The 25,092-nt window shown below is 74.2% G+C and carries 21 protein-coding genes; 10 read left to right on the forward strand and 11 right to left on the reverse strand.

What is annotated here, in order from left to right; translation table 11 throughout:
• Positions 1-8: 8 nt before the first annotated feature.
• From JT362_RS20710 to JT362_RS20725, 4 genes are all read right to left on the reverse strand, one after another.
• Positions 9-788, reverse strand: a complete 780-nt coding sequence (locus JT362_RS20710) for an ESX secretion-associated protein EspG (RefSeq protein ID WP_260193116.1) — start codon at positions 786-788, stop codon at positions 9-11.
• Complete coding sequence (locus tag JT362_RS20715; protein WP_260193118.1) at positions 785-2,614, reverse strand: hypothetical protein; 1,830 nt, start codon at positions 2,612-2,614, stop codon at positions 785-787. The genes JT362_RS20710 and JT362_RS20715 overlap by 4 nt, the downstream gene beginning before the upstream one ends.
• Positions 2,607-3,125 (reverse strand): hypothetical protein, encoded by a 519-nt coding sequence (locus tag JT362_RS20720; protein ID WP_260193119.1) that lies wholly within the window; start codon positions 3,123-3,125, stop codon positions 2,607-2,609. Before JT362_RS20720 ends, JT362_RS20715 begins: the two co-directional genes overlap by 8 nt.
• 80 nt (positions 3,126-3,205) lie before the next feature.
• On the reverse strand, positions 3,206-4,132 hold the full coding sequence (locus JT362_RS20725; RefSeq protein ID WP_260193120.1) for an aminoglycoside phosphotransferase family protein: 927 nt from the start codon (positions 4,130-4,132) through the stop codon (positions 3,206-3,208).
• 13 nt (positions 4,133-4,145) lie between these two features.
• On the opposite strand from JT362_RS20725, the gene JT362_RS20730 reads away from it, so the two are divergent.
• Entirely contained in the window at positions 4,146-4,847 is a 702-nt protein-coding gene (locus JT362_RS20730; RefSeq protein WP_260193121.1) for a TioE family transcriptional regulator, read from the forward strand.
• Here JT362_RS20730 and JT362_RS20735 read toward each other — a convergent pair.
• Positions 4,840-5,316 carry a hypothetical protein gene (locus JT362_RS20735; RefSeq protein ID WP_260193123.1) on the reverse strand — a complete coding sequence of 159 codons (477 nt, stop codon included), beginning with the start codon at positions 5,314-5,316 and terminating at the stop codon, positions 4,840-4,842. The two genes, JT362_RS20730 and JT362_RS20735, sit on opposite strands and share 8 nt — an antisense overlap.
• A 92-nt stretch (positions 5,317-5,408) precedes the next feature.
• Here JT362_RS20735 and JT362_RS20740 point away from each other — a divergent pair, with 92 nt between their 5' ends.
• The 4 genes from JT362_RS20740 to JT362_RS20755 all read left to right on the forward strand — a co-directional run bounded on the left by JT362_RS20740 (position 5,409) and on the right by JT362_RS20755 (position 8,071).
• The gene (locus tag JT362_RS20740) at positions 5,409-5,858 is read left to right on the forward strand and encodes a DUF4383 domain-containing protein (protein ID WP_260193125.1); all 450 of its coding nucleotides are present in this window, start codon (positions 5,409-5,411) and stop codon (positions 5,856-5,858) included.
• A gap of 10 nt (positions 5,859-5,868) precedes the next feature.
• Positions 5,869-6,840 carry a DNA polymerase domain-containing protein gene (locus JT362_RS20745; protein WP_260193126.1) on the forward strand — a complete coding sequence of 324 codons (972 nt, stop codon included), beginning with the start codon at positions 5,869-5,871 and terminating at the stop codon, positions 6,838-6,840.
• A 69-nt stretch (positions 6,841-6,909) separates the two neighbouring features.
• Entirely contained in the window at positions 6,910-7,098 is a 189-nt protein-coding gene (locus tag JT362_RS20750) for a hypothetical protein (RefSeq protein WP_260193127.1), read from the forward strand.
• Positions 7,099-7,123: 25 nt separating this feature from the next.
• Positions 7,124-8,071, forward strand: coding sequence for a sporulation protein (locus tag JT362_RS20755; RefSeq protein WP_260193128.1), 948 nt, complete (start codon positions 7,124-7,126; stop codon positions 8,069-8,071).
• 14 nt (positions 8,072-8,085) lie between these two features.
• Here the strand turns inward: JT362_RS20755 and JT362_RS20760 are convergent, their stop codons facing one another.
• Positions 8,086-10,830 carry an ATP-binding protein gene (locus JT362_RS20760; protein WP_260193129.1) on the reverse strand — a complete coding sequence of 915 codons (2,745 nt, stop codon included), beginning with the start codon at positions 10,828-10,830 and terminating at the stop codon, positions 8,086-8,088.
• Positions 10,831-10,933: 103 nt separating this feature from the next.
• On the opposite strand from JT362_RS20760, the gene JT362_RS20765 reads away from it, so the two are divergent.
• Positions 10,934-15,274: a S8 family serine peptidase gene (locus JT362_RS20765; protein WP_260193130.1), complete on the forward strand. Its 4,341-nt coding sequence runs from the start codon at positions 10,934-10,936 to the stop codon at positions 15,272-15,274.
• Complete coding sequence (locus JT362_RS20770; RefSeq protein ID WP_260193131.1) at positions 15,271-18,015, forward strand: carboxypeptidase regulatory-like domain-containing protein; 2,745 nt, start codon at positions 15,271-15,273, stop codon at positions 18,013-18,015. Before JT362_RS20765 ends, JT362_RS20770 begins: the two co-directional genes overlap by 4 nt.
• Here the strand turns inward: JT362_RS20770 and JT362_RS20775 are convergent.
• Positions 17,987-18,238 (reverse strand): hypothetical protein, encoded by a 252-nt coding sequence (locus JT362_RS20775; protein ID WP_260193133.1) that lies wholly within the window; start codon positions 18,236-18,238, stop codon positions 17,987-17,989. The two genes, JT362_RS20770 and JT362_RS20775, sit on opposite strands and share 29 nt — an antisense overlap.
• A 319-nt stretch (positions 18,239-18,557) precedes the next feature.
• Between JT362_RS20775 and JT362_RS20780 the strand changes: the two genes are divergently transcribed.
• Positions 18,558-19,976 carry an alpha-L-fucosidase gene (locus tag JT362_RS20780; RefSeq protein ID WP_260193134.1) on the forward strand — a complete coding sequence of 473 codons (1,419 nt, stop codon included), beginning with the start codon at positions 18,558-18,560 and terminating at the stop codon, positions 19,974-19,976.
• A 4-nt stretch (positions 19,977-19,980) separates the two neighbouring features.
• On the opposite strand, the gene JT362_RS20785 is transcribed toward JT362_RS20780, so the two are convergent.
• Positions 19,981-20,523, reverse strand: a complete 543-nt coding sequence (locus JT362_RS20785) for a DUF1360 domain-containing protein (protein WP_260193135.1) — start codon at positions 20,521-20,523, stop codon at positions 19,981-19,983.
• A gap of 63 nt (positions 20,524-20,586) precedes the next feature.
• On the opposite strand from JT362_RS20785, the gene JT362_RS20790 reads away from it, so the two are divergent.
• Entirely contained in the window at positions 20,587-21,594 is a 1,008-nt protein-coding gene (locus tag JT362_RS20790; protein ID WP_260193136.1) for an SDR family oxidoreductase, read from the forward strand.
• Here the strand turns inward: JT362_RS20790 and JT362_RS20795 are convergent.
• Both JT362_RS20795 and JT362_RS20800 read right to left on the reverse strand, forming a co-directional pair.
• A complete protein-coding gene (locus JT362_RS20795; RefSeq protein WP_260193137.1) occupies positions 21,578-22,516 on the reverse strand; it encodes a cutinase family protein in 939 nt (312 codons plus the stop codon). The two genes, JT362_RS20790 and JT362_RS20795, sit on opposite strands and share 17 nt — an antisense overlap.
• Positions 22,517-22,634: 118 nt before the next feature.
• Positions 22,635-23,588, reverse strand: a complete 954-nt coding sequence (locus JT362_RS20800) for a LuxR C-terminal-related transcriptional regulator (protein ID WP_260193138.1) — start codon at positions 23,586-23,588, stop codon at positions 22,635-22,637.
• A gap of 58 nt (positions 23,589-23,646) precedes the next feature.
• On the opposite strand from JT362_RS20800, the gene lexA reads away from it, so the two are divergent.
• A complete protein-coding gene (gene lexA / locus JT362_RS20805) occupies positions 23,647-24,300 on the forward strand; it encodes a transcriptional repressor LexA (protein WP_260193139.1) in 654 nt (217 codons plus the stop codon).
• Here lexA and JT362_RS20810 read toward each other — a convergent pair.
• Positions 24,231-25,043: an AraC family transcriptional regulator gene (locus tag JT362_RS20810; protein ID WP_260193140.1), complete on the reverse strand. Its 813-nt coding sequence runs from the start codon at positions 25,041-25,043 to the stop codon at positions 24,231-24,233. The two genes, lexA and JT362_RS20810, sit on opposite strands and share 70 nt — an antisense overlap.
• Positions 25,044-25,092 lie beyond the last annotated feature (49 nt).

A 25,092-nucleotide genomic window follows, 5' to 3' on the forward strand; every position in this document is an offset into this window, starting at 1 on the left:
TCTCGCTTTCAGGCAGTCTGGAGCAGTACGTCGATGCGGTTGGCGATCCGGCCGCCGTCGGCGGGAGCGACGCTGACCCAGGCACCGTCGTGCACCATCAGGTAGCGGCCCTCGTTGGTGTCGAACCAGGTCACCATGGTCGTGGCGCGGACGCGGGAGCCAGGCCCGATCCGGCTCGCGCGGCCGGTGGTGGTGATGCCGAACTGCCCGCCGCCGACGCGGCGCTCGGCCAGCTCGATCACGGTGGACGCGTCGTCCTCGCTGACCCCGTTGGCCACCAGGACGTCCCGTTCCTCGCCACCGCCGAACGGGTCGTCGTCGTCACCGTCGACCGCGCGCCGCATCGCCTGGTGCGGCAGCGAGATCGCGAGCCCCGGCCCGGCCTCGCCCGCGGGCAGCACCTCGACGATCGACGCGGCGAGCGCGGTCGGCCGGATCGCGGCGAACGACAGCCGGTCGTCGGCGAGCGCGACCAGGACGCCCTGGGTCCGGTCGGCGGCGGCGATGCCCCGGATCGGACGCTCCAGGAACCCGACCGTGTCCACCGAGACGGTCGGCGCGGCCAGCACGAACAGCAGATCGGCGAGCGCGGGCTGGACCCGCTCGTCGTGCAGCACTCCCTTGTCGCGCAACACGTCGAAGGTCTCGTCCCGCAGCCGGGCGCGGTCCTCCTTGGTCTCGCCGTTGCTCGGCACGTCGACCGGGTACGGCATCGGGCCGAGCCCGAGGTGCGCCCAGACGAAGTCGAACTCGCGCTGGGTCAGCTCGAAGTCGGGTTCGACGGTCATTCCGGCGACCGCTCCTCGCGCAGCTGGCGGGCGGACTTCTCGCCGATCACCTGCGGCACCATCCGGCCCGGCTCCTCGACGATCTTCTCGCCGGTGGCGTACTTGTTGCGGTGCTCCTTGTCGTCGTCACCGCCGCGGCCTCCCGCGCCCGCGCCCATGCCGCCGGCACCCATGCCACTCGCGCCCGGGGTGCCCGGCATGCCCGGGCGACCGGCGCCGAGGTGCCCGCCGCGGGCGGCGTTCTCGGCCGGGACGGCGCCGATGGCCGTGCCGGGCCGCGCGCCCGTGGGCTCGCCGAAGCCGCCACCGGGGACGGTGCCGCGCGGACCGAAGCCGCCCGCGCCACCGGGACCGCCGCCGGGGACGCCGCCGGGACCCCCGCCCGGGATGCCGGGGAAACCGCCCGGTCCCCGGCCGCCGGGGCCGCCACCCGGACTCCCCGGGCCGCCGATGACCGGCATGGTGGGCGGGGTGACCTTCGGTGGCACGTAGTTGGGGACGTTGCGCTGGGAGTCGCCGCCGGTGCGGGGCAGCCCGCCGGGCAGGTAGGGGTTGCCCGGTTGGTACTGGCCGGGGTTTCCCGGGATGTTGACGTTCGGCGGCGTGTACGGCGTGCCGCCCGGCTGGTTCCCGATCTGCGGGGGCGTGTAGCCGGAGACGTTCGTGTCGCCGGTGATGTGCGGCATGTTCGGCACCTGGACGTTCGGCGGAACGTACGACTGCGGCCGGAACGCGGACTGGTCGCCGGGCAGCTCCGGAACGGGCGGCATGGCCGCCGGCTGGTACCCGCCGCCGGGGATCTGGTTCGGCAGCTGGCCGGGGCCACCCGGCACTCCGCCCGGCGCGTACCCACCGCCCGGGAACCCGCCGGGAACGCTCCCCGGCCCGCCGGGAACACTGCCCGGCCCGCCGGGGCCGCCGGGAACGGCGTTGACCCCGCCGGGGGCGTTGAACGCCGCCAGGGGTGCGTCGCCGGCGGTGACGTGCTCGCCTGCGACGTTGGCCAGCGGTTCGGCGAGGGACCGCGCCGCGTTGGGCGCCACCGGCTCACTCAACCGCATCATGGTCAGCGGGGTGGCCTCGTTGGTCGGGTCCGGCGGGCGCACGAACCGCGGGGTGCTCTCGTCGACCGTGCGCGACTCCGTCTCCATCGTCGCCATCACCTGCGCGGCGTGTGCGTGCGCGGAGTTGGCGCGCTCGCTGGCCACGTGCACGTCGTTCAGGGCCATCATGAACCCGGGAAGCCCGCCCCGGGTGAACCCGTCGCGCAGCATCGCGTTGTAGTCGAACTCCACCGGCTCGGGCATCGCGGCCTTGGCGCGTTCGGCGGTCAGCCCCTGCTCGGCGATCCGGGTGCCCATGTACTGGGAGGTCTGGGCCGCGTCCCCGCCCCAGGTGGCGAGCTTGAGCGTCGCCGTGCGGGCGGCCTGCGCGGCGGTGCCCTGCCAGCCGGACTCGGTCTCGCGGATCGCCGCGTCCATCTCCCGGGAGTTCTCGGCCATCATGTTGCCGAGGTCGGTCCACTCCCTGGCCAGCGCGTAGGCCGCGGCCGGGTCGTTGTTGGTGTGTACCGACTCGTAGAGCTGACGGTGCGGCACCGCGGCCCAGTTTCCGGTCTGGGTGAGCGCGCGGTCCTGGCCGATGGAGACGTTCTCGTCGAGCTTCTCGGCGGCGAGGTCGATCTTGATCTGGTCGATCAGCCGCCCGATCGCGCCACCGAGGCCGGTCCGGTTCGGGTCGACTTCGTCGCCGATCGTGTCCTCGAACGTGTCGTAGCGGTCGAACTCGTCCTCGTCGAGCGCGCTGTTCCGGCCGTCCTCAGCCATTCTGGTCCCCTGTCACTCCCTGGTAGAGCCGGCTGTCGAGGCGGCGCATCAACGTCTCGTTGCCGTCCTCGGTCTCCTGGTAGCGGCGCATCGCCTCCCGCACCGCGTCCAGCGCCTGGAGCAGCATCCGGTGGTACTGGTCGAGTACGGACGTGAACGAGACGTCCTCGCCCGCGGCGCGGCCCTGGAACTTGCCGGACATGGCCTCGCCCACCCAGTTGCTGCCGAGCGGGACCGGGCGGGACATGCCGCGCAGCCGCTGCAGCCAGTCGGCGGCGGCATCGGCCTGGCGGCGCAGGGTGGTGACCAGCTTGTCCCCGGCCTCCGGCTCGAGCACGACGTCGCCGGACCGGACCGCCGAGTTGAGCGCCGCGACGTCGGCCATCCGCTCCCCTAACGTGGTGGCGGCCTGGTCGAGCCGCCGCATACCTCGTTGCTGGTGGGTTGGCGCCGCGTTCTCGTCGACGTACACGGTTGTCCCTTCCGTGTCGATCCCCAAATGCGTGGGCAAGGTACCAAACGTAACCAACCCAACACCACGGAGACGGTGTTTCGATCTCGACGACCCGTGAGCAAACGATTACCAGATGGTTACGCCGGTAGTCGCGGAAGGAGTAGCCGGGCGATGTCGGTGGCGCGGCTGAGCGGGGACCGGTCGCCCGGCCGCCAGTCCTCCGCGTTCCACACGTCCGACAGCACGCATGCCACGAACCCCCACGCCACCACCCGCTCCACCGGCACCGCCACCGCGTCGGCGAGCTGTTCGACCCGCGCCGGCACGAGCGCGGTCAACGCCGGGTCCCGGACGTCCGGCTCCGGGTTGTAGAGCAGCGGTCCCAGCTCGTAGCCGGGGTCGCCGACGAGCCCGTGCGGGTCGATCGCCAGCCAGGGCTCCCTGGTGCCGCGCAGGATGTTGTCGTGGTGCAGGTCCCCGTGCAGCACCACCCGCTCGCCCGACGCGCACAGCTCCCGCATCAGCCCGGCCGCGCGCGCCACGAGGTCCCTCGGCAGCGGCCCCCGGTCACCGTGCTCGGCGAGATAGCGGTCGAAGCCGAGGGCGTGGGACGTCAGGTCGGTCAGCCGGTCCGGCGGCTCCGGCACGGGCGCGGCGTGCAGGCGGCGCATCAGCTCCGCCGCCACCGCGGTCGCCGCCGCGTCGTCGTGCGGGACGAGGTCGCGCAGCCGGTCGCCGGGGGTCGCCCGCTCCAGCAGCAGCGCCCCGCGGTCCAGGTCGGCACGGAGCAGCCGGACCGCGCCGCGCCCACCGAACGCCGCCAGCGCGGGTGCCTCCGTGCGCAGCGAGTCCCCGCTCGGCACACCCAGCTTGAGCACGGCCGGCGCACCGTCCGCGCGGGTCACCTCGGTGACGTAGTGGAACGACAGGTCGAACGGCTCGCCGACGGTGAGGTCCCAGTCCGCCGCCACCTCGTCGAGCACCGCCGGCAGACCGGCCAGCCAGCGGGTCCCGGCCCGCCCCCACACCTGGCGGACGTTCCGCGCCAGCGCGCTCTGTTCCATAAGCTGCGACCATATGCGTGACAAGCCACTCCGCCCCGTCGACCTGGCCAGGGACGCCGGGCTGTCGGTCCAGCAGGTGCGCAACTACGAGGCGGCCGGGATCCTGCCGGCCGCTCCGCGCAGCCCGGCCGGGTACCGGGGGTACGGCGAGCGCCACCTGGCCGCCCTGCACACCTACCGGGCGCTGGCCGCCGCGCACGGAACCGGAACCGCCCGGGACATCATGCGCGCGGCCAACGCGGGGGACACCCCGCGCGCGCTGCGCCTGGTCGACGCGAGCCACGCCGTCCTGCACGACCAGCGCCTGGCCACCGACGCCGCGAGCGAGGCACTGGAGTCGATCGCCGGCACGGTTGCCGTGGAGCCGGGCCCGCCCCTGCTCGTCGGCGAGCTCGCCCACCGCCTCGGCATCCGCCCGTCCGCCCTGCGCGTGTGGGAACAGGCCGGCCTGCTCGCCCCGGACCGCGAACCAGGGACCGGTCACCGCCGCTACGGCCCCACGCAGGTCCGCGACGCCCGGATCGTCCACCTGCTCCGCCAGGGCGGGTACCTGTTCGCCCGCATCCGTCCCGTCCTCGACGGCCTCCACCGCACCGGCAGCCCGGACGCCCTCCGCGCCGTCGTCGCCGAACGGCGCGCCGCCCAGGACACCCGCACCCTCGCCATGCTCGAGGCCGCCCCCCTCCTGCACGCCTACCTCATGGCGGTCAGGTGAAGGCCTCGGTGCCGGCCAGGACGCGGAAGGGCTCCAGTTGGGCCCGCTGGTCCTCGGCGCGGCGGATCAGGGCGTCGAAGTCGATGTCGGGGAGGCGGATGGACAGGCCGGCGAGGTCGCGGAGGGTGGTCCAGAGCTGCTTCTTGCCGTCGATGCCCATGGTGAGGATCTCCAGCTCCTCGAAGCGGCTCAGCGGCGAGTAGCCGCTCAGCTGCCCGTTGAACTTGAACCGGCCGAGCCACTCGGCCGCCATCGCCAGTCCCGGCTTGATCGGGTCCCTCCGCACCCCGAGCCGGGACATGATGTCGCGGAACGTGTCCACGTCCTCCGCGATCGCGGAGGCGACGGCGCGCAGGGCCGTTCCGGCGTCGCCGTCCGGGTTGTTTCGGGCCGACCGGCGGGCCAGCTCCCGCCACGCCACGCCCATGGCCAGCTGGTCGTTGAGGTAGATGTCCAGAAACTTTGCCATGCGGAGCGTTTACCCCTGCCGTGGTCACTCCATGTGTGTACGTCCGATCCGCGGGTATTTCCCTGTTCTCCCACTACACGAGGAGCGAGATCATGGCCACGACTACACAACGGACCCATCCGGTTCGCACGGCCGCCACAGTGGTGTCGGCGGTGTTCCTGCTGGTGGGGATCGCCGGCTTCATCCCCGGGGTCACGACCGACTACGACGGCATGACCTTCGCCGGCCACGAGTCCACGGCGATGCTGCTCGGGATCTTCCACGTGTCGATCCTGCACAACATCGTGCACCTGCTGTTCGGCATCGTCGGCCTCGCGATGGCCCGCACGGTTCCCGGCGCGTCCGCGTACCTGATCGGCGGCGGCGTCGTCTACGCGCTGCTGTGGATCTACGGGCTGGTCATCGACCACGACAGCGCCGCGAACTTCGTACCGCTCAACGGGGCCGACAACTGGCTGCACCTCATCCTGGCGATCGGCATGATCGGTCTCGGCGTCGCACTGCGCCGCGCCGGCACCGCCGGCCGGACGGCCAGGGCCTAGGCAGGCGACCATGAGCAGGTCCACCACCCTCCGGCGCCTCGCGGCCGCGCCGGGCGACGACGAACTCGCCGCGCTCGACGACCTCGGCCGCGAGGGTCGCTGGGCGGTGGACCACCACGTGGTGCGGGTGACCAACCTGGACAAGGTGCTGTTCCCCGGCGACCCGCCGGTGACCAAGCGGGAGCTGATCGGCTACTACGCGCGGATCGCCCCGTTCCTGTTGCCCTACCTCGCCGACCGGCCGGTGAACGCGCACCGCTACCCGGACGGCGTGCACCGGCCCGGCTTCTGGCACAAGGAGGTTCCCGACCACGCGCCCGACTGGCTCACCCGGTGGCACAACCCGGACGCCGACCCGGACGAGACCCAGTGCTACGCCGTGCTCGACAGCGTCCCGGCTCTCGTGTGGATGGCGAACTTCGCCGGCGTCGAGCTGCACCCGTGGACCTCCGCGCTGCCGGACACCCACCAACCGACCTGGGCCCTGGTCGACATCGACCCCGGCGCGAAGACCACCTTCGACGAGGTGCTCGTGCTCGCCCGCCTCTTCCGCACCGCGCTCGCCCACCTCGGCGTCGGCGGGATGCCGAAGGTCACCGGTCAGCGCGGCATCCAGATCTGGATCCCGATCCGCCCCGGCTACACCTTCGACCAGACCCGCCGCTGGGTGGAGATCGTCTCCCGCACCGTCGGCCGCACCGTGCCGGACCTGGTCAGCTGGGAGTGGTACCGCGACCGCCGCGGCGGCCTCGCCCGGCTCGACTACACGCAGAACGCGATCAACAAGACCCTGGTGGCCCCGTTCAGCGTCCGCCCGAAGCCGAACGCGCCGGTGTCGGTCCCGATCACCTGGGACGAGCTCGACGACCCGGACCTGCGCCCGGACCGCTGGACCATCCGCACCGTGCTCGACCGGGTGTGCGCGGTCGGCGATCCGTTGGCCGAGCTGATCGGCTGCCCGCAGGACCTGCCCGAGCTGTAGGCGCGCGGCGGCCCCGAACCTGAGGTAGTTTCGGAGTCGACGGGGGGTTTCCGGCGCAGGGAGGCTCTCGTGTTCGCCATCGTCGCCGCGGTCGTCTTCGGCCTCGCCCTCATCCTCGACCTGGCCGACGCCAGCATCGGCACCACGATCGACGGCGCGACGCTGCTGGTCGCCGGCCTGCTGTGCGTCGCGCTGCACCTGGCCGGCGTCGGCACCTCCGTGCGCGGCCGCGCGACGGCTTGGCGCCGCCGCCGCTGATCCGACATTCCGGTACGATCCCGGCGTGTTCAAACGGATGCTCTCTGCTTTCGGTGTCGGCGGTCCCTCGGTCGACACGGTCCTCGACAACGCCGACGTCACCCCCGGCCAGATCGTCACGGGGCGGGTGAGCATCCAGGGCGGCAGCAACGAGGCCGTGATCGACGAGGTCGCCCTGTCGCTGGTCACCCGTGTCGAGGTCGAGCACGGCGACCGCGAGGCCCGGGGCAACGCCGAGTTCCACAAGGTCGTCGTGCGCCGCGACGTGCGGGTGCCCGCCGGCGAGCAGGTCGACGTTCCGTTCGAGCTGGCGCTGCCGTGGGAGACCCCGATCACCGCCGTCGGCCCCACCCAGCTGCCCGGCGTGGCGGTGGGCGTGCGCACCGAGCTGGTCATCAAGGGCGCCCCGGACAAGGGCGACCTGGACCCGCTGCTGGTGCGGCCGCTGCCGTCCCAGGACCGCGTGCTGGAGGCCTTCGGCGAGCTGGGCGCGACGTTCCGCGCCACCGACGTCGAGGTGGGCCGGCTGCACGGCGTGCCACAGGAGTTCGCGTTCTACCAGGAGCTGGAGTTCTTCCCGCCGCAGCGGCACGCCGGTCGGCTCACCCAGGTCGAGCTGACCTTCGTGGCGAACGCCAGCGACCTGTGGGTGATCCTGGAGGCCGACAAGCGCGGCGGCCTGTTCCGCCAGGGCGGCGACACCTTCGGCCGCTTCCACCACACCCACGCCGACGCCGAGCAGGCCGACTGGGCGCCGCTGATCGACGACTGGCTCACCCAGGCCGCGAACCGCGCCCCCCAGGGCAACCCCGCGTTCGGCGGGCACGGCCACGGACACGGTCGTCGCGGCCCCGGTATGGGCGCGATGCTCGGCGGCGCCGCGGCCGGCATCGCCGGCGGCATGCTCCTCGGCGACATGATGGACGGCGGCCTCATCGACGGCGAGGACGGCGGCGACTTCGCCGAGGAGTGACGCCATCGGCCGACCTACCCGTCCGGGTCGAGCAGGTCGGCCAGGTCGCGGCGGGAGCGGCCGCCGAGCTTGCGGAGCACCCGCGCGACGTGGCTCTCCACCGTGCGCTGCGACAGGTACAGCCTGGCCGCGATCTCCCGGTTGGAGCGGCCCTCGGCGGCCAGTGCGGCGACCTCGTACTCGCGCGGTGACAGCGACGACCCGTACGAGCGCCGCCCGCCGCGCCACGGGTACGGGATCGGGAGGCCGAGGTCGCGCAGAACCCGGCACACCCGGGACACGTCGAGGGTCGCGCCGAGGTCGGCATAACGGCGCAGGGCGCGCTCCAGCGGGTCGGCGGATCCGCGCCACGTACCCAGCCGCACCCACACGCCTGCCTCGTCGTAGGCGAAGCCGAGGCGGCCCAGCTCGTCGGCCACCGCCGCGGCGGTGGCCTCGTCGCGGTCGAGCACGGCGCGGCACAGTCTGCCGATGGCCTGGGGTCTCGGGGCGTCCGCGGTGCCGAGACCGGCCAGCAGCTCGTCGACGACCCCTCGGGCGTCCGCGCCGACGGCGTCGACCAGGCACAGGGCCGCCTCCGCACCCCACACCCAGGTGCCCTTCGCCCGGACCTCGGCCAGGCACGCCTCGGCCTCCCGGACGGCCGACGGAACGTCGCCGAGGGTGAGCAGCAGGCGGGCCAGCGCGGCGCGGGCCGGCACCAGCGGGCGGACCGCGCCCACCTCGTCGGCGGTGGCGACCACCTCGCGCAGGCACGTGAGCGCCTCCTCGGCGTCGCCCTGGACGGCGAGTACCGAGCCGAGCAGGAACCTCGTGTCCAGTTCGGCGGCGGCGAAGTCGTTCGGTTCGCGCACCAGCGCCCTGGCCCTGGTCGCCAGGTCCGTCCACCTCCCGGCCTCGCGGTCGATCGACACCGCGACCAGCTCCACCACCCGCGCCACCCGCAGGTAGCCGGCGTCCTCGGCCACCTGCCTGCCCTCGGTGAACAGCGCCTCCGCCCGGGCCAGGTAGCCGACGTACAGCGCGCTCTGCGCCCAGTTCAGGCACGCCCGCGCGTGCTCGCGCGGCTCCGCGCGCAGCGCCGGGTCACCACGCAGCTCGTCCACGAGGCGCCAGCCGTCCGGGGCGCCGACCGCCACCCGCAGCGACGCCACCGCGATCCGGTGCGCCAGCCGCACTCCGACCGCACCGCTCGCGGCCGCCGCCTCGCCCGCCGCGGCACCGCGCGCCAGGTGTTCGGCGACCGTCCGGCCGGTGACCACGTCCGGCACGGCGAGGATCGCGAGTGCCCGCCCCAGCAGGTCCGGCCGGTCGGCGACGTCGGCCACCGCGCGCTCGATCTCCTCGTACCCGCGCCTGGCCTCGCCCTGCTGGCGCAACAGCCGGCCGAGCAGGAACCGCAGCTCACCTCGGACCGGGCGGGGGAGCCGTTCGTCGGCGAGCAGCCGGCCCAGGATCGGCATGGCCGCGGAGTGCGCGAGCCCGTCGACGGCGGCGCGCGCCATCGTGCGGACCAGCCGCACGCGGTGTTCCAGCGCGAGCCCCGGCGCGTCCAGGGCGTCCAGCAGGAACCGGGCCGCGGTGGCGTCGTCGCCGTGGGACAGCGCCAGGTCGGCGGCGGCCTCGGCGTAGCGCACCGACTCGGCCGCGCGCCCGGCGCCCCGGTAGTGGTGCGCGAGCCGCGCCACCGGGTGCGGGCCGGGACCGGCCGCGAGGGTCTCGGCGGCCCGCAGGTGCAGCAGCCGGCGCGCCGGTGACGGCAGCGCCTCGTACACCACCTGCCTGGCCAGCGCGTGCCGGAACCGGGCACGGCCGCCGTCGTCGTGCATCAGGCCGACGGCGAGCGCCTGCCCCAGCGCGTGGGCCACCGCGGCCGCGCCGACCCCCGCCACGGCGACCAGCGTGTCGTCGTCGGGAGCCGGTCCGAGCACGGCCGCGGCGCCGAGCACGTCGCGGGCCCGCTCGTCCAGCGCCCGCCAGCGGTGCAGCAGCACGTCCCGCAGCGCGGTCGGCACCGCGAGCCCGTCGAGTCCGCCCGCGCCGCCGGTGGACGCGCACGCGACCAGGACCTCCTCGACCATGAACGGGATCCCCGCGGTCAGGTCCACCAGGCCGTCGACGAACCGGTCCGGCACCTCGTCGAGCGCGTCCTCGGCGAGCGCGCGGACCTCCGGCGCCGCCAGCGGGCGCAGGGTGATCCTGGTCGTGCCGCCGGCCAGCGCCTCCCACACCGGGAGCCGGCCGTGGTCCTCACTGCGCAGCGTCAGCACCACCCGCAGCTCCGCCGGCATCCGGGCGGCGAGGAACGCGACGAACTCGGCGGTGCTCGCGTCGGCCCAGTGCACGTCCTCCACGACCAGCACCGCCGGCCCCAGCTCGGCGAGCAGGGCGGTGGTGGCGCGGAACAGCCGGTGCCGCTCGGCGGCCTGGTCGGCCAGCGGCGGCGGCGCGGGCGGCAGCCGGTCGGCCAGCTCGGGCAGGTAGGGCGCCAGCGCGCCGAGCACCGGGTTGAGCCGCCCTGGTGCCCGCAGCCGGCCGGCCACCCTGGTGACCGCGTCGAGCACCGGCCCCAGCGGGAACGGCTCCTGGACCGGCTCGCACTGCCCGAGCAGCAGCGGCCGGTCGTCGCCGGTGAGGGCCTCGCGCACCAGCCGGCTCTTGCCGACCCCGGCCTCGCCGTCGACCAGCACCATCGCGGGTGCGGTCGCGACGGCCTCGCGCAGCGCGCCGAGTTCGGTCACCCGCCCAACGAACTGCATGCCCACCCGCGGTTTTCCCAAAGTTCAGTAGCCCGTACGGATGATGGCACCCGCGGCCACGTGGTTTCTATACCGGAGATCCGCTGTGGACGGAGGTTCCGGTATGACGGTCGGCACATCCCGGCTGCTCGGCGTCGCCCTGACCGCGATCGTCGGGGTCGGCCTGATCGCCACCCCGGCGCAGGCCGCGCCCGCGCCCCCACCGGCGCCGTCGGCGCCGTCGGCGAAGGTCGACCGGGACCTGCGCGCCGCGCTCGACACCGGCCGGCAGGACTTCCTCGTGTCGTTCACCGCGCGGGCCGACCTGTCGGCCGCCGCCGCGACCGACGACTGGACCGCCCGGGGCGAGGCCGTGGTCGACGCGCTGGACCGCACCGCCGAGCGCAGCCAGCGGGCCGTGCGCCAGCGGCTCGACGCGGCGGGCGTGCAGTACCGCGCCTTCCACGCCTCGAACACCATCTACGTCTTCGACGGCACCGAGCAGCTCGCCGGCACCCTCGCCGCCAGCACCGAGGTGTCCAGCCTGTACCCGGCCCGCACCTACGCCCTGCCGCACCCCGAGCCCGAGCCGGCGCCCGCCTCGGCCGCCGGGGTCGAGTGGGGCGTGGCGGACATCGGCGCCGACGACGTCTGGCGGGACTTCGAGGCCGACGGCACCGGCATCGTGGTCGCCAACATCGACTCCGGCGTGCAGTACGACCACCCCGCGCTGGTCGGGAGCTACCGGGGCAGCAACGGCGACGGCACCTTCGACCACGACTACAACTGGTACGACCCGGCCGGGGTGTGCTCGTCGTCGACGCCGACGCCGTGCGACAACTCCGGGCACGGCACGCACACAATGGGCACCATGACCGGCGGCGGCCCCGGTGGTGGGATCGGCGTCGCCCCCGGCGCGACCTGGATCGCCGCGAAGGGCTGCGAGGCCGACTTCTGCTCCAGCTTCGCGCTGCTCGCCTCGGGGGAGTGGCTGCTCGCGCCCACCGACGCGGACGGGCGGAACCCGCGGCCGGGCCTGCGCCCGCACATCGTCAACAACTCCTGGGGCGCGTCCAACGGCCCGATCGTCGACCCCTGGTACGACGACGTCGTCGCCGCCTGGCTCGCCGCTGGCATCTTCCCATCGTTCTCCAACGGCAACTCCGGCCCCGGCTGCGACACCGCCGGCACCCCCGGCGACGCGGCCGCCACCTACAGCGCCGGCATGTACGACGCCGACGGCGTGATCGCCCCCGGCTCCAGCCGTGGCCCCGGCGCGAACGGCCAGGTCAAGCCGAACATCTCCGCGCCGGGCGTCAACGTCCGCTCCGCCTACCCCGGCGACGCCTACGCCGCGCTCACCGGCACCTCGATGGCCGCGCCGCACGTGTCCGGCACCGTGGCCCTGCTGTGGTCGGCCGCCCCGGCGGTCATCGGGGACATCGCCGAGACCCGCCAGCTGCTCGACACCACCGCGATCGACGTCGGCGACACCAGCTGCGGCGGCACGCCGGCGAACAACAACGTCTACGGCCAGGGCAGGCTCGACGCCCACCGCGCGGTCGAGTCCGCGCCGCGTGACGTCGCCGCGGGCCGGCTCACCGGCACCATCACCGACGCGGCCACCGGCGACCCGGTCGACGGCGCCGAGGTCGCGGTCGGCGACCGCACCCTGACCACCGGCCAGGACGGCACCTACTCGCTCGTGCTGCCCGCCGGCGACCACACCGTCACCGCCACCCGGTTCGGCTACCGCACGGGCACCGCCGAGGTCACCGTCACCCGCGACGGCACCACCACCGGCGACCTCGCGCTCACCGCCCTGCCCACGGTCGTCGTCAGCGGCACCGTCCGCGCGGGCTCGGCGCACGGCTGGCCGCTGGCCGCCACCGTCGAGGTCGAGGACGTGCCCGGCGGCACCGTGCACACCGACCCGGAGACCGGTCGCTACACCATCGAGCTGCCTGCGGACGCCGAGTACGCCCTCACCACCAGCGCCACCTACCCCGGCTACACCCCGCACACCGAGCGGCTCACCGTCGCCGGCGACGACGTGACCCGCGACGTCGAGCTGCCCGCCGACCGCTACACCTGCACCGCCCCCGGCTACCGAGCCGGCGAGACCGACGTGGCCCTCACCCAGACCTTCGACGAGCCGGCGGTCCCGGCCGGCTGGTCGGTCGTGGACGACGCCGGCACCGGCGAGGTGTGGCGGTTCGACGACCACCGGAACTTCGGCAACCGCACCGGCGGCGACGGGCTCTACGGCTGGGTGTTCAGCTCCGGCTTCGGCCAGGACGGCCGCCAGGACACCTCGCTGGTCTCGCCCCCGGTCGACCTGTCCGCCGCCGAGCTGCCCGCGGTCTGGTTCGACAACGACTTCAGCACGTCCGGCCGGGCCACGGCGTATGTCGACGTGTCCACCGACGGCGGCGCCACCTGGACGACCGCGTGGCAGCGCCGGGACACCGACCTGCGCCGCCAGCCCGTGATGGTCCCGCTCCCGACCGCCGCCGGCGCCGCCGACACCCGCGTCCGGTTCCGCTACGCCGGCGGGTTCGACGGGTGGTGGCAGGTCGACACCGTCCGCGTCGGCGACCGGGTCTGCGAGGTCGTGCCGGGTGGCCTGGTCACCGGGCACGTGCGCGACGCCAACACCGGCGAACCACTGGCCGGCGCCACCGTCCGCCACCCCGGCGGCACCGTCACCACCGCCGAGGACGGCTCCTACTGGCTGTTCACCGGCCCGGGCGAGGGGGAGGTGACCGCGACCAAGGAGCGCTACCACCCGCACACCGAGCGGATCGCGGTCACGGCCGACGCGGTGACCGGCGCCGACCTGGCGCCCCGCGCTGGCGTGGTCACCGTGCTGGACACCGAGGTGGAGGCCACCACCACGCTCGGCGGCGCCGCCACCGGCCGGGTGACCGTCCGCAACGACGGCACGGCGCCGGTGCGCGTCGACGTCACCGAACGGCACGGCGACATCCAGGTCGCCGGGGAGTCCGCCACCCTCGCCGCGACCGCGCCGGGCGCCCCCGTGCAGCGGGTGCGCGGCCGGTTCTCCCCGGAGCCGACGGCGGTCCAACGGGCGACCGCGCCCACCGCGACAACGGCCCCGTGGACCTCGGTGGCCGACTACCCGATCGCCGTCATGGACAACGCGGTCGGCTACCACGACGGCGAGCTGTACTCCGCCGGCGGCCGCTCCTGGTCCGGTGTCGTGCGCGACGCCTACGTCTTCGACCCGGAGACCGCCGGCTGGACCAGGATCGCCGACGCACCACGGGTCAGGCAGGCGCCGGCCGCGGGGTTCATCGGCGGCCGGTTCTACCTGGCCGGCGGCTGGGCCGACGGCGGCGCCGAGCGGTTCGACGTGGACGTCTACGACCCGCACACCGACACCTGGACCTCGGGTCCGGCGGCGCCGGTGGCGCGGGCGGGCGCGGGCAACGCGGTCCTCGGCGACCGGCTGTACGTGGTCGGTGGCTGCGGCACCGGTTGCGGCACCCAGGAGGTGCACCGGTTCGACCCGGCCGACGGCACCTGGACCCGGCTCGCCGACTACCCCGAGGACGCCGCCTGGCTGTCCTGCGGCGGCATCGGCACCGCGCTCTACTGCACCGGCGGCATGGCCGACGAGGAGCCGTCGAGCCGCGCCACCTACCGCTACGACCCGGCCGGTGACCGCTGGAGCCGGCTGGCCGACCTGCCCATCGACCTGTGGGGCGCCGGCTCCGCCGTGGCCGACGGCCGCCTGCTGGTCTCCGGCGGCGTCACCGACAACGGCCGCGCGATCACCAACCAGGGCTTCGCCTACGACCCGGTGACCGACACCTGGTCGGCGCTGCCGAACGCGGCCACCGCGCTCTACCGGGGCGGCAGCGGCTGCGGCTTCTACCGGATCGGCGGCGCGAACGCCTCCGGCACGGCCGCCGCGACCGCGGAGCTGCTGCCCGGCTTCACCCGGTGCGACGACCGCGACCCCGTGTCCTGGCTGTCGGTCCGGCCCGGCACCACGACGCTGGCGCCGGGGGAGAGCGTCACGGTGACCGTGTCGATGAGCGGCGCCGTCGCCCAGCCCGGCCGTTACACCGCCGCCGTACAGCTCCGCGACGACGGTCCCTACGACACCCACACGGTGCCGGTGACGCTGACCGTGGACCCGCCGAGGAGCTGGGGCGTACTCACCGGCACCGTCACCGGGGTCGCCTGCGACGGCACCGAGACCCCGCTGCCCGGCGCCACCGTCCGGATCACCGAGGGCGGCACCGGCCACACCCTGCGCACCGACGCGCACGGCACCTACCGCATCTGGCTCGACCGCCGGGCGGACATCCAGCTGGTCGTCGCCAAGAGCGGCTACCTCGCCACCGTCGAGACGGCCCGCGTCCGTGCCGGCCGGACCACGGTCACCGACGTCGCCCTCACCCAGGCCGCCTGCTCCCCGAGGAGAACCGCATGACTCCGCTGTCCAGGGCCGGCACACTGGCCGGGCTGACCGTGCTCGGCCTGCTCGCCGGCGTCACCCCCGCGCTCGCCGGCGCCGAGGTCGAGGTCACCGTCACCGGCGTCGTCCGCGACGACTCCGGCCAGGGCTGGCCGCTGTGGGCGGACGTCGCGGTGACTGGCGAGGACGGGCGGCCGCTTGCCACCACCACCAGCGACCCGTGGACCGGCCGGTACCGGGTGACCGTGCCCGCCGACGAGGCGGCGACCGTGCGGGCGACCGCGCGCTACGCCGGCTACCGGGAGACCACCGCGCCGGTGACCGGCCGGGTCAGCGATGTCGCGGTGCCGGTCGACACCGACACCTGCGTGGCGCTCGGCTACCGGCACGTCTCCGCCGGGCTGTTGGAGTCCTTCGACGGCGTGCCGGCCGAGTGGACGGTCACCGACGCCATCGGCGCGGGCCAGGGCTGGCGGTTCGACGACCCGGACGGGCACGGCAACCGCACCGGCGGCACCGGCGGGTTCGCCATCGTCGACAGCGCGTACTACGGCTACATCAACCGGCAGGACACCGCGCTGGTGTCACCTCCGGTCGACCTGACCGACGTCCCCGACCCCAGCATCGGGTTCGCCAGCGACTTCCCGATGTTCGACTACGGCCCTGGCCGGTCCGGCATCGGCGAGGTCGACCTGTCCCTCGACGACGGCGCCACCTGGCGGAACGTGTGGCGCGTCGACGACAACGCCCCCGGCCCGGAACGCGTCGTGGTGCCGGTGCCGGACGCGGCGGGCGAGCCGGACGTGCGGGTCCGGTTCCGCTACTCCGAGGGCGACCTGACCGCGGGCCGCTGGTGGCAGGTCGACGACGTGTTCGTCGGCGACCGGTCCTGCGACCCGCTGCCGGGCGGTCTGGTCGCCGGCGTCGTGTCCGACCGCAACACCGGTACCCCGCTGACCGGCGCCACCGTCCGCGGCGGCGACACGGCCACCACCACGGTCGACGACGGCTTCTACTGGACGTTCTCGCCGGCCACCGGCGGGCGTTCGTTCACCGCGTCGAGCCTGCTGTACCGGACCGGCACCGAGCCGGTGCGGGTGGCGCCGAACCAGGTCAACCGCCTGGACTTCGCGCTCGCCGCCGGCCGGATCGAGGCCGCCGTCGACGAGGCGACCACGGACGTCGCACTCGGTGGACGCGGCAACACCCGGCTGCGCCTGGCGAACACCGGCACCGCGCCGGCGACGGTGACCGTGGTCGAGCGACCCGGCGAGTTCACCCTCCAGGACATCTCCTCGCCGGTCCGCACGGCGTCGGCGGCGGGCGCGGAGCCCAGGCTCGTGCACGGCGACTTCACCCCCGGCCGCCTCGACCCCGGCACCTCCTCCCCGGCACCCGCGGCGACCCGGGCCGGCACCGAGTGGGTGCCCCAGGGCGACCTGCCGATCCCGGTGGTCGACAACGCCGCCGCCGCGCACGACGGGATCGTGTACTCGCTGGGCGGCCGATCGGGCATCCGCCAGGCGATTCAGGACGTGTACGCCTACGACGCCGGGGTGTGGACGCGGCTCGCCGACCTGCCACACGGCCGGGAGAAGCCGGCGGCCGGTTTCGTCGACGGCAGGCTGTACGTCGTCGGCGGCTGGGGCACCGGCATTCCGACCGACCTCGTGGAACAGCTGGACATCTACGACCCGGCGACCGGCACCTGGTCGGCCGGCGCGCCGATGCCCGATCCGGTGGCCGGTGCCGGCACCGCCGTGCTCGACGGCGCGCTGTACGTCATCGGCGGCTGCCCCGCCGACGCCGACTGCGGCACGACGGCCGTGCACCGCTACGACGCCGCGTCGAACACGTGGGACCGGGTCGCCGACTACCCGGAGCCGGTCGCCTGGTCGTCCTGCGGTGGCCTGGAAGCGGCGGTGTACTGCGCCGGCGGGATCGGGAACGACACCAGCAGCCGCGCCGGCTACGCCTACGACCCCGGCCTCGACCGCTGGACCCCGCGCGCCGACCTGCCGATCGACCTGTGGGGCGCGGCGACGACCGTGGCGAACGGCAGGCTGCTGGTCTCCGGCGGCGTGACCGACGGCCGCGCGACGATCACCAACCAGGGCTTCGCCTACGACCCGGCGGCCGACACGTGGTCCGCGCTGCCGAACGCGAACAGCAGCGTGTACCGAGGCGCTGGGGCGTGCGGCTTCCTCAAGTTCGGCGGCCGGCAGGGCGGTGGATCCCCCACCCCGTTCGTGGAACTGCTGCCCGGCCACACCGCGTGCGGCCCCGACCGCGACGCCGACTGGCTGGCGGTGAGCCCCCGGTCGGTGACCCTGGCACCCGGTGAGCGGGTGACCCTCACCGTCCGCTTCGACGCGCGGCGGGCCGACCAGCCCGGCGAGTTCGCCGCGGACCTGTTGGTGCGCACCGACACCCCGTACCGGACCAGCGAGGTGCCAGCGGCCATGACGGTCGCGGCACCGCGCGGCTGGGGCCTGCTGACCGGGGCGGTGACGGGTCTGACGTGCGCGGGCGTCACCTCCCCGGTCCGCGGGGCCACGGTCACGCTCACCGACCGCACCGGCTCCCGGGCGCTCGGGACGGGGCCGGACGGCGAGTTCGCGCGCTGGCTCCCGGCCAGGAGGTACTCGCTGATCGCGTCGGCGGACGGCTACCTCCCGGCCGTCGCCGAGTCCCGGGTCCGCCGGGGGCAGGAGACGACCGTGGACCTCACGCTGGATCGTCTGGACTGCGCCTGAGCCACAGCGGGTCGCCGGGTGCCCTGGAGGGCGCCCGGCGTTCCTGCTGAACCCGGACCTCCTGCTGCGGCTCGTACGCCGCGGGGTGCCAGATCTCGTCGAACACGCTCACCGCGGAACTGGCGATCCCGCGCCGCCGGGCCCGCTTCGCCAGCCGCATGAGCACGGCCATCACCAACCCGTAGGCGACCGCGACCCCGAGGAACGCCAGGACGACACCCATGCGTCCAGGCTAGCCACTTCCGAGTACCCCGGGGTTTGACGCCGCCAGCCGGAGGTAGTCGGCGAGGTGAGCCAGGGGAGGTACCTGATGCGGAAGCTCATGGTTCTGGCGTTGGTGATCCTCGCGATCGGTGGCGGTGGAATGGCCACGCACTGGTTGTGGACGCGGGTCGTGCTCCTGTTCGCGTGCTGTGCCCTCGGACTGTTCTGGATCTCGGGTCGGCGCAAATCATCCGACGACTCTTGATAATTCGGCCGCGTAGACCCACTATGAAAAGGCATTGGTGGTTGATACGTCGGACGAGTGATCGGAGTTGCTCGTGTTCGGAAATCGGATCACTCGTCGGACCCTCCTCGCCGGTTCGGCCGCCGCGGCGGGAATCGGCACGCTGTCGCCGACCATCGCGACGGCGGCCACGGCACCGCGCAGGTGGTACGAGCCGACCTGGGAGTCGCTGGACACCCACCCGCTGCCGTCCTGGTTCGACGACGCGAAGCTGGGGATCTTCATCCACTGGGGTGTCTTCTCCGTGCCGGCGTGGGCACCACGCGGCGAGTACGCCGAGTGGTACCCGAGCGCGATGCGGAACCCGAACAACCCCACCCACGCCTACCACCGCCGCACCTACGGCGCCGACTTCGCCTACCGCGACTTCATCCCGATGTTCCGCGCGGAGCGCTGGGACCCGGCGGAGTGGGTCGACCTGTTCGCCGCCGCCGGCGCCCGCTACGTCGTGCCGGTCGGCACCCACCACGACGGCTTTCCCCTGTGGCGCACCAGGACCACCGACTGGAACAGCACGACCATGGGCCCCCGCCGGGACATCCTGCGTGAACTCGGCGACGCCGCCCGCGCCCGCCGGATGCACTACGCGCCCTCCTACCACCAGTTGCTCAACTACTACGCGCCCGAGTTCGACGCGCCGCATCCCGACTACCTCAGCGAGAAGTACCTGCGGGAGTGGATGCACCCGCAGATGCGCGAGCTGGTCGAGGACATCGGCAGCGAGATGCTCTGGCTCGACGGCGACTGGAACGACCCGGCGGAGTCCTTCGGCACCAAGGAGTTCGTCGCCTGGTACTACAACCGCGCTGCCGCCCACCGCGAGCAGGTCCTGGTCAACGACCGGCTCGGCATGGTCCGCAGCGAGCACGGCGACTTCTACACCCAGGAATACGACTACGACACCGGCCAGGGCCCACAGCACAAGTGGGAGAACACCCGCGGTTGCGGCCTGTCCTTCGGCTACAACCGCAACGAGCCGCTCGAGGACTACCTGACGATCGACCAGCTCGTCACCATGTTCGTCGACAACGTCGCGCACTGGGGCAACCTGCTGCTCAACGTCGGCCCGCGCGCGGACGGCACGATCGACGACGTCCAGGTCGACCTGCTGCGCGGACTCGGGCGCTGGCTGGAGGTCAACGGCGAGGGGATCTACGGCAGTCGCGTGTGGACGGTGCAGCGCGGAACCACCGCCGAGGGCCTCGAGACCAGGTACACCACCAGGGACGGCGGGGACCGGGTGTACGCGTTCCTGCTCGGCCGCCCTGGCCGCACGGTGACCATCCCGGCCGCCGACCTGCCGCCGCTGCGCCGGGGCGACCAGGTCCGCCTGCTCGGCCGGCCCCGCCCGCTGCGCTGGACGCGCCGGGGCGACCAGGTGCTCGTCGACCTCCCGGACGCCCCGCCCGACCAGCCCGTGCACACCCTCCGGTTCCGGCGCGAGCGGCGCTGACGGGTCAGGAGCTCGGCTTCGCCCGGTCGTAGAGGAGCTGGATCGCGTCCGAGCCGGCGACCGCGGTCAGCCCGGTCAGCACGACCCGGGTGGCGCGCGGGGCGAGGACCAGGCCGGCGGTGAACCCGCCCGAGATCCAGACCCCGAGACAGAACGGGCAGCTGACCAGCTCACCGACCGCGTGCCGCGCCCCGGTACCGCGGACCGACTCGTTGACCTCGCCCTCCCCGGCCGGCTCCTCGTACCGGGTGAACGGCGCCCGCAGCGGGCTGGTCACCGCGTCCTTGGACAGCAGCCGGCTCGCCTTGTGCGTGGCCAGGCACAGCAGCACGGTGTCCTGCACGCCGATCCGCTGGGGCAGCCGGACGCCGAACGCCCGTCCGGCCGCGGTCAGCAGGCCGAGGACGGCGGCGTAGACGCCCATGACCGCGGCATATCCGCCGAGCGGCCGGTCCTTGTCCCCGGCGTAGTCCCGCTGGATCCGGCGCGCGGCCCGGAACAGCGCTGTGCGTGGTTTCGTCTTCGGTTCCGTCTTCGTCGTGGTCACCTGCGTGAGCTACCCGCGTTCGCGCCGGGTATGCCTGCGCGGTCGGCTGGGTACACGGGCGGGATGAGCGATCGACGAGTGGTGGTGGTGACGGGAGCCAGCGGCGGGGTCGGTCGCGCGGTGGCCAGGGGGTTCGGCGCGTGCGGTGACCGGGTCGCGCTGCTCGCCCGAGGCGACGACGGGCTGGCCGCGGCCGCCCGCGACGTCCGGCACGCCGGCGGCGAGGCCGTGCCGCTGACCGTCGACGTGGCGGACCCGGACGCCGTGGAGCGGGCCGCCGACGAGATCGAGGAGCGCCTCGGCCCGGTGGACGTGTGGGTCAACAACGCGTTCGTCGGGGCGCTGGCGCCGGTCGCCGAGATGGACGCCGCCGAGTTCCGGCGGATCGTCGAGGTCACCTACCTGGGCTACGTGCACGGTACCCTCGCCGCCCTGCGCCGGATGCGGCCAAGGGACCGCGGCACGATCGTCCACATCGGATCGGCGCTGGCCTACCGGGCGATCCCGCTGCAGTCGGCGTACTGCGCGGCCAAGCACGCGATCAAGGGCTTCCACGAGTCGCTGCGCTGCGAGCTGCTGCACGCCGGCTCGAACGTGCACACCACGATGGTCCAGCTGCCCGCGATGAACACGCCGCAGTTCGACTGGGTGCGCTCCACGATGCCGCGCCGTCCGCAACCGGTGCCGCCGATCTACCAGCCCGAACTCGCCGCCGAGGCCGTGCGCCACGCCGTCGAGCACCCGGGGCGGCGCGAGTTCTGGGTCGGCGGCTCCACCGTCGGGACCATCCTCGGCAACCGGATCGCGCCCGGCCTGCTGGACCGGTACCTGGCCAGGACCGGCTTCGGCGCGCAGCAGACCGACGAGCCGCACGACCCCGACGCCGGCAACCTCTGGCGGCCCGGCGACGAGGCCCCCGGTACCGACCACGGCGCCCACGGCCGGTTCGACGACCGCGCTCACGCCGGCAGCCCGCAGCTGTGGGCGTCCCGCCATCGCGGCGGGCTCGCGGCCGTGGCCGGCGGCGCGCTGGCCGCCGGCCTGCTCGGCCTGGTCAGGCGGCGTCGATGATCTTGTACCAGGGGGAGGTCGCGGTCAGCCGGTCGATCAGGTCCTGACCGACGAGCGCGGCGAGCCCGTTCCGCGCGGCGACCAGTTCGGCCCGGCCGGCGTCGCCGCCGAGCAGCTGCTGGATCTGCCACGGGGTGCCGATCGGCAGCGGCAGCGGCGCACCGTGCGGCACCCGCTGCGGCTGGCGGTGCAGGACCAGCCCGCGGCCGAGGTCGCGCGCCGGGTCCAGGACGTAGCCGTGGTCACCGCTCGCGTAGCCCACCAACCCGTTCGCGAACGCGGCCAGGTTGGTGATCATGTTGGTGGAGTTGCAGATGCCGTCGTTCTCGTTGCACACGTTGCGCACCGCGAGGTCGCCGTAGTCCTGGCCGCCGTACATCGTCACGCCGGGCAGGATCGTCGGCACGTTGGTCTCGATGCCGCCCGCGACACCACCGGCCCCGCCGTCGCCGAACGGCCGGCGCGGGTTGCCGTACAGCACGCCGTGCAGCAGGTGGTGCGGGACCGTCGCCTCGTGCGCGAACTTCTCCAGCACGTCACCCGCGACGACCGCGCCCTCGGAGTACCCGGCGAGCACCAGGCGCGCGCCGGGGCAGGCGGCGTGGAGGTCCCGCACCGCGCGCTCCAGCTTGGCGGTGCCCTCGGCCACCGACGCGTCCAGCGCCTTGCGGTCCACCACCGGGAACACGCCCGCGTAGTACGGCACCTGGACGATCTGCCAGCCGGCAGGCGAGTTCGCGTTGAACCCGGACGCGTTCCAGTTGGTCAGCGTCTCGCCGTGCCCGTAGCCGTCGGTCTCGAACACCGCCGTGCCAGGACAGGCCGCGCTGCTCGTGGCCTGTGCCGCCGGCACCGTGAACACCGCCGCGGCCACCGCGACCACCGCGGCGGCGACGAGCCCCCGCTTCCCGAACCAGCGCATTCCCTGCCTCCGTGTGCCTGCTCGACTCCACTCCGCGATCATCCTGCCCGGCTGGGACGCCGCCGGACCAGCGAACGCCGTGGCGCACCTGCGCCATCACCCACATGCGCCACCGCGATCAGAGCCAGCCCCGGTGGGCCGCCTGCACCCCGGCCTGGAACCGCGTGGTCGCGCCGAGCCGGTCGAGCAGCGCGGCGACGCGGCGGACGACCGTGCGCCGGGACAGCCGCAGCCGCCGCGCGATGACGTCGTCGGTGACCCCGGCCGCCAGCAGCGTGACGATCGCCCGGTCCGGTTCGGACAGCGGCTCGTCCGCGCCACCGGACGTGAGCGGGACCCCGAGCGTCCAGAGCGTCTCGAACACGCCGGCCAGCGCGGTCACCAGCCCCGGCGTGCGCACCGCCAGCGCGCCGGACAGCCCGGTCCCGTCGGGGTCGGGCACGAGCAGGGCGGTGTCGTCGTCGCCGATGGTCAGCTTCACCGGCAGGTCGGCGAGCACCCGGGCGTCCTCGCCCAGCCCGACCATCCTGGTCATGCTGGCGAACAGGTCCGGATCGGAGTAGACGGCCTGGTGGTACACCGCGCGGTACCGCAGCCCGGCCGCCATCCGCCGGGTCTGCAACTCCTCCTGAGCCAGGAAGTCCTCCTGGCGGCTGCGGTAGGGCGGCCGGTCCAGCCACCGGATCCGGTCGGTCGCCCGCTCCTGCAGGTCCCGGGTCAGCGCGATCAGCTCCAGCGGGTCCGGCACGGCCAGCACCCCGTCCCCGGCATCCCGTCTGGCGTGGTGGTAGAGCCGATCCAGCTCGGCCCCCGCGCGCCAGAGCCGTTCGCGCCGGGCCTCCTCCGCCCGCAGCAGCTCGGCCAGCACGAGCCCGGGGGACCGCGCCGCCCAGGTGTCGCCGTCGACGCGGACCACCACGTCCAGGTCGGCCAGCTCGGTGAGTGCCCGGCCGACGTCGGCCGCCGGCAGCCCGGTGTGCCCGGCGAGCCGCTCGGCCCCGCACCGTCCGTGCCGCGTCAGCGCGCGGTACACCCGGCCGAGGTCGGTGTCCGGGTCGAGGACGTCGAGCACGGGCCTCTCCTCGTGTCGGTCCGGCCGGCCGGGAGCGCCGACCTCTATCATTCCGGCGGTGTACGACGATCTTGATGTCTTCGACCACCTGGACGCCTCGAGCCTGCCGCCGCGGCAGCAGCGGATCCTGGCCGCGATCCGGGACTGGGTGGTCCGGCACGGCTACTCGCCGAGCACCCGGCAGATCGGCGACGCGGTCGGCCTGCGGTCGTCGTCCTCGGTGTCGAGGCATCTGACGAGCCTGGAGGAGAAGGGGTTCCTCCGGCGCAGCACGAGTGTGTCCCGCCCGATCGACGTGCGGATGTTCCTGCGCTCCGCCGCACCGGAGCCGGCCGCCGACTCGGTGACCGTGCCGGTGGTCGGCGACATCGCCGCCGGCGTCCCGATCGCGGCCGAGGAGCACGTCGACGACCTGCTCACCCTGCCGCGCGGGATCACCGGCCGCGGCACCGTCTTCGGCCTCCGGGTACGCGGCGACTCGATGGTCGACGCCGCGATCTGCGACGGCGACATCGTGGTGGTGCGCCAGCAGCACGAGGCCCACTCCGGCCAGATCGTCGCCGCGATGATCGACGGCGAGGCGACGGTCAAGGTGTACCGCCGCCGCAACGGCCACGTCTTCCTCGAGCCGCGCAACCCCGCCTACGACGTGATCGACGGCGACGAGGCGGTCGTGCTCGGCGTGGTCGCCTCGGTGCTGCGCAGCGTCTGAGCCGCCCGCTGGTGCGTGCCTGGGGTGTGCCCGAACGCGCGGCGGAACACGTCGATGAACGCGCTGGTGGACGACCAGCCGCAGGCGTGCGCCACGGTGGTCACCGGCGTGCCGTCGGCGAGCAGGGTCAGCGCGTGGTAGAGCCGTAGCTGGGTGCGCCACTGCGGGAACGTCATCCCGAGGTCGGACCGGAACAGCCGGGCCAGCGTGCGCGCGCTCGCGCCGACCACGGTGCCGAGAGCGGTCAGGGTGCGGTCGTCGGCCGGGTCGGCACGCAGGATCGCGCACAGCGCCCGCAGCCGCGGGTCGGCCGGGGTGGGCAGGTGCACCGGCTGCTGCGGGGACGCGCGCAGCTGGTCGAGCAGGACCGCGCGCAGCCGTCGCCGCTGCGGGGTGTGCGCGTGCGGGGTGCGGGTGTAGGTGAGGATCAGCTCCCGCAGCAGCGGGCCGACGGCCAGCACGCTCGGCTCGGTCAGGCCGAGCGGGTTCTCGGTCGCGGGCAGCCCGACCAGGTGCAACTCGAGCTCGCCGTGCGCGCGGTGCGCGTGCACGGTTCCGGCCGGCACCCAGATCGCGCGGGTGGCGGGCGCGACCCAGGACCCCCGGTCGGTGGTGATCGCCAGCACGCCTCGGGCGGCGTAGACGATCTGGTGCTCGTCGTGGTGGTGCGCGTCGATGCCGGTGCCCGAGGCGAGCGTTTGCGCCAGGGTCGGGGCGACCGGGGTGTGGCGGATCTCCGTCATCGGTTGGCACATTATCGGAAGTGCGACACGCCGCCGGCCGCGAGCATGG

The organism is Actinophytocola gossypii, assembly GCF_025165815.1.
Taxonomy (GTDB): domain Bacteria; phylum Actinomycetota; class Actinomycetes; order Mycobacteriales; family Pseudonocardiaceae; genus Actinophytocola; species Actinophytocola gossypii.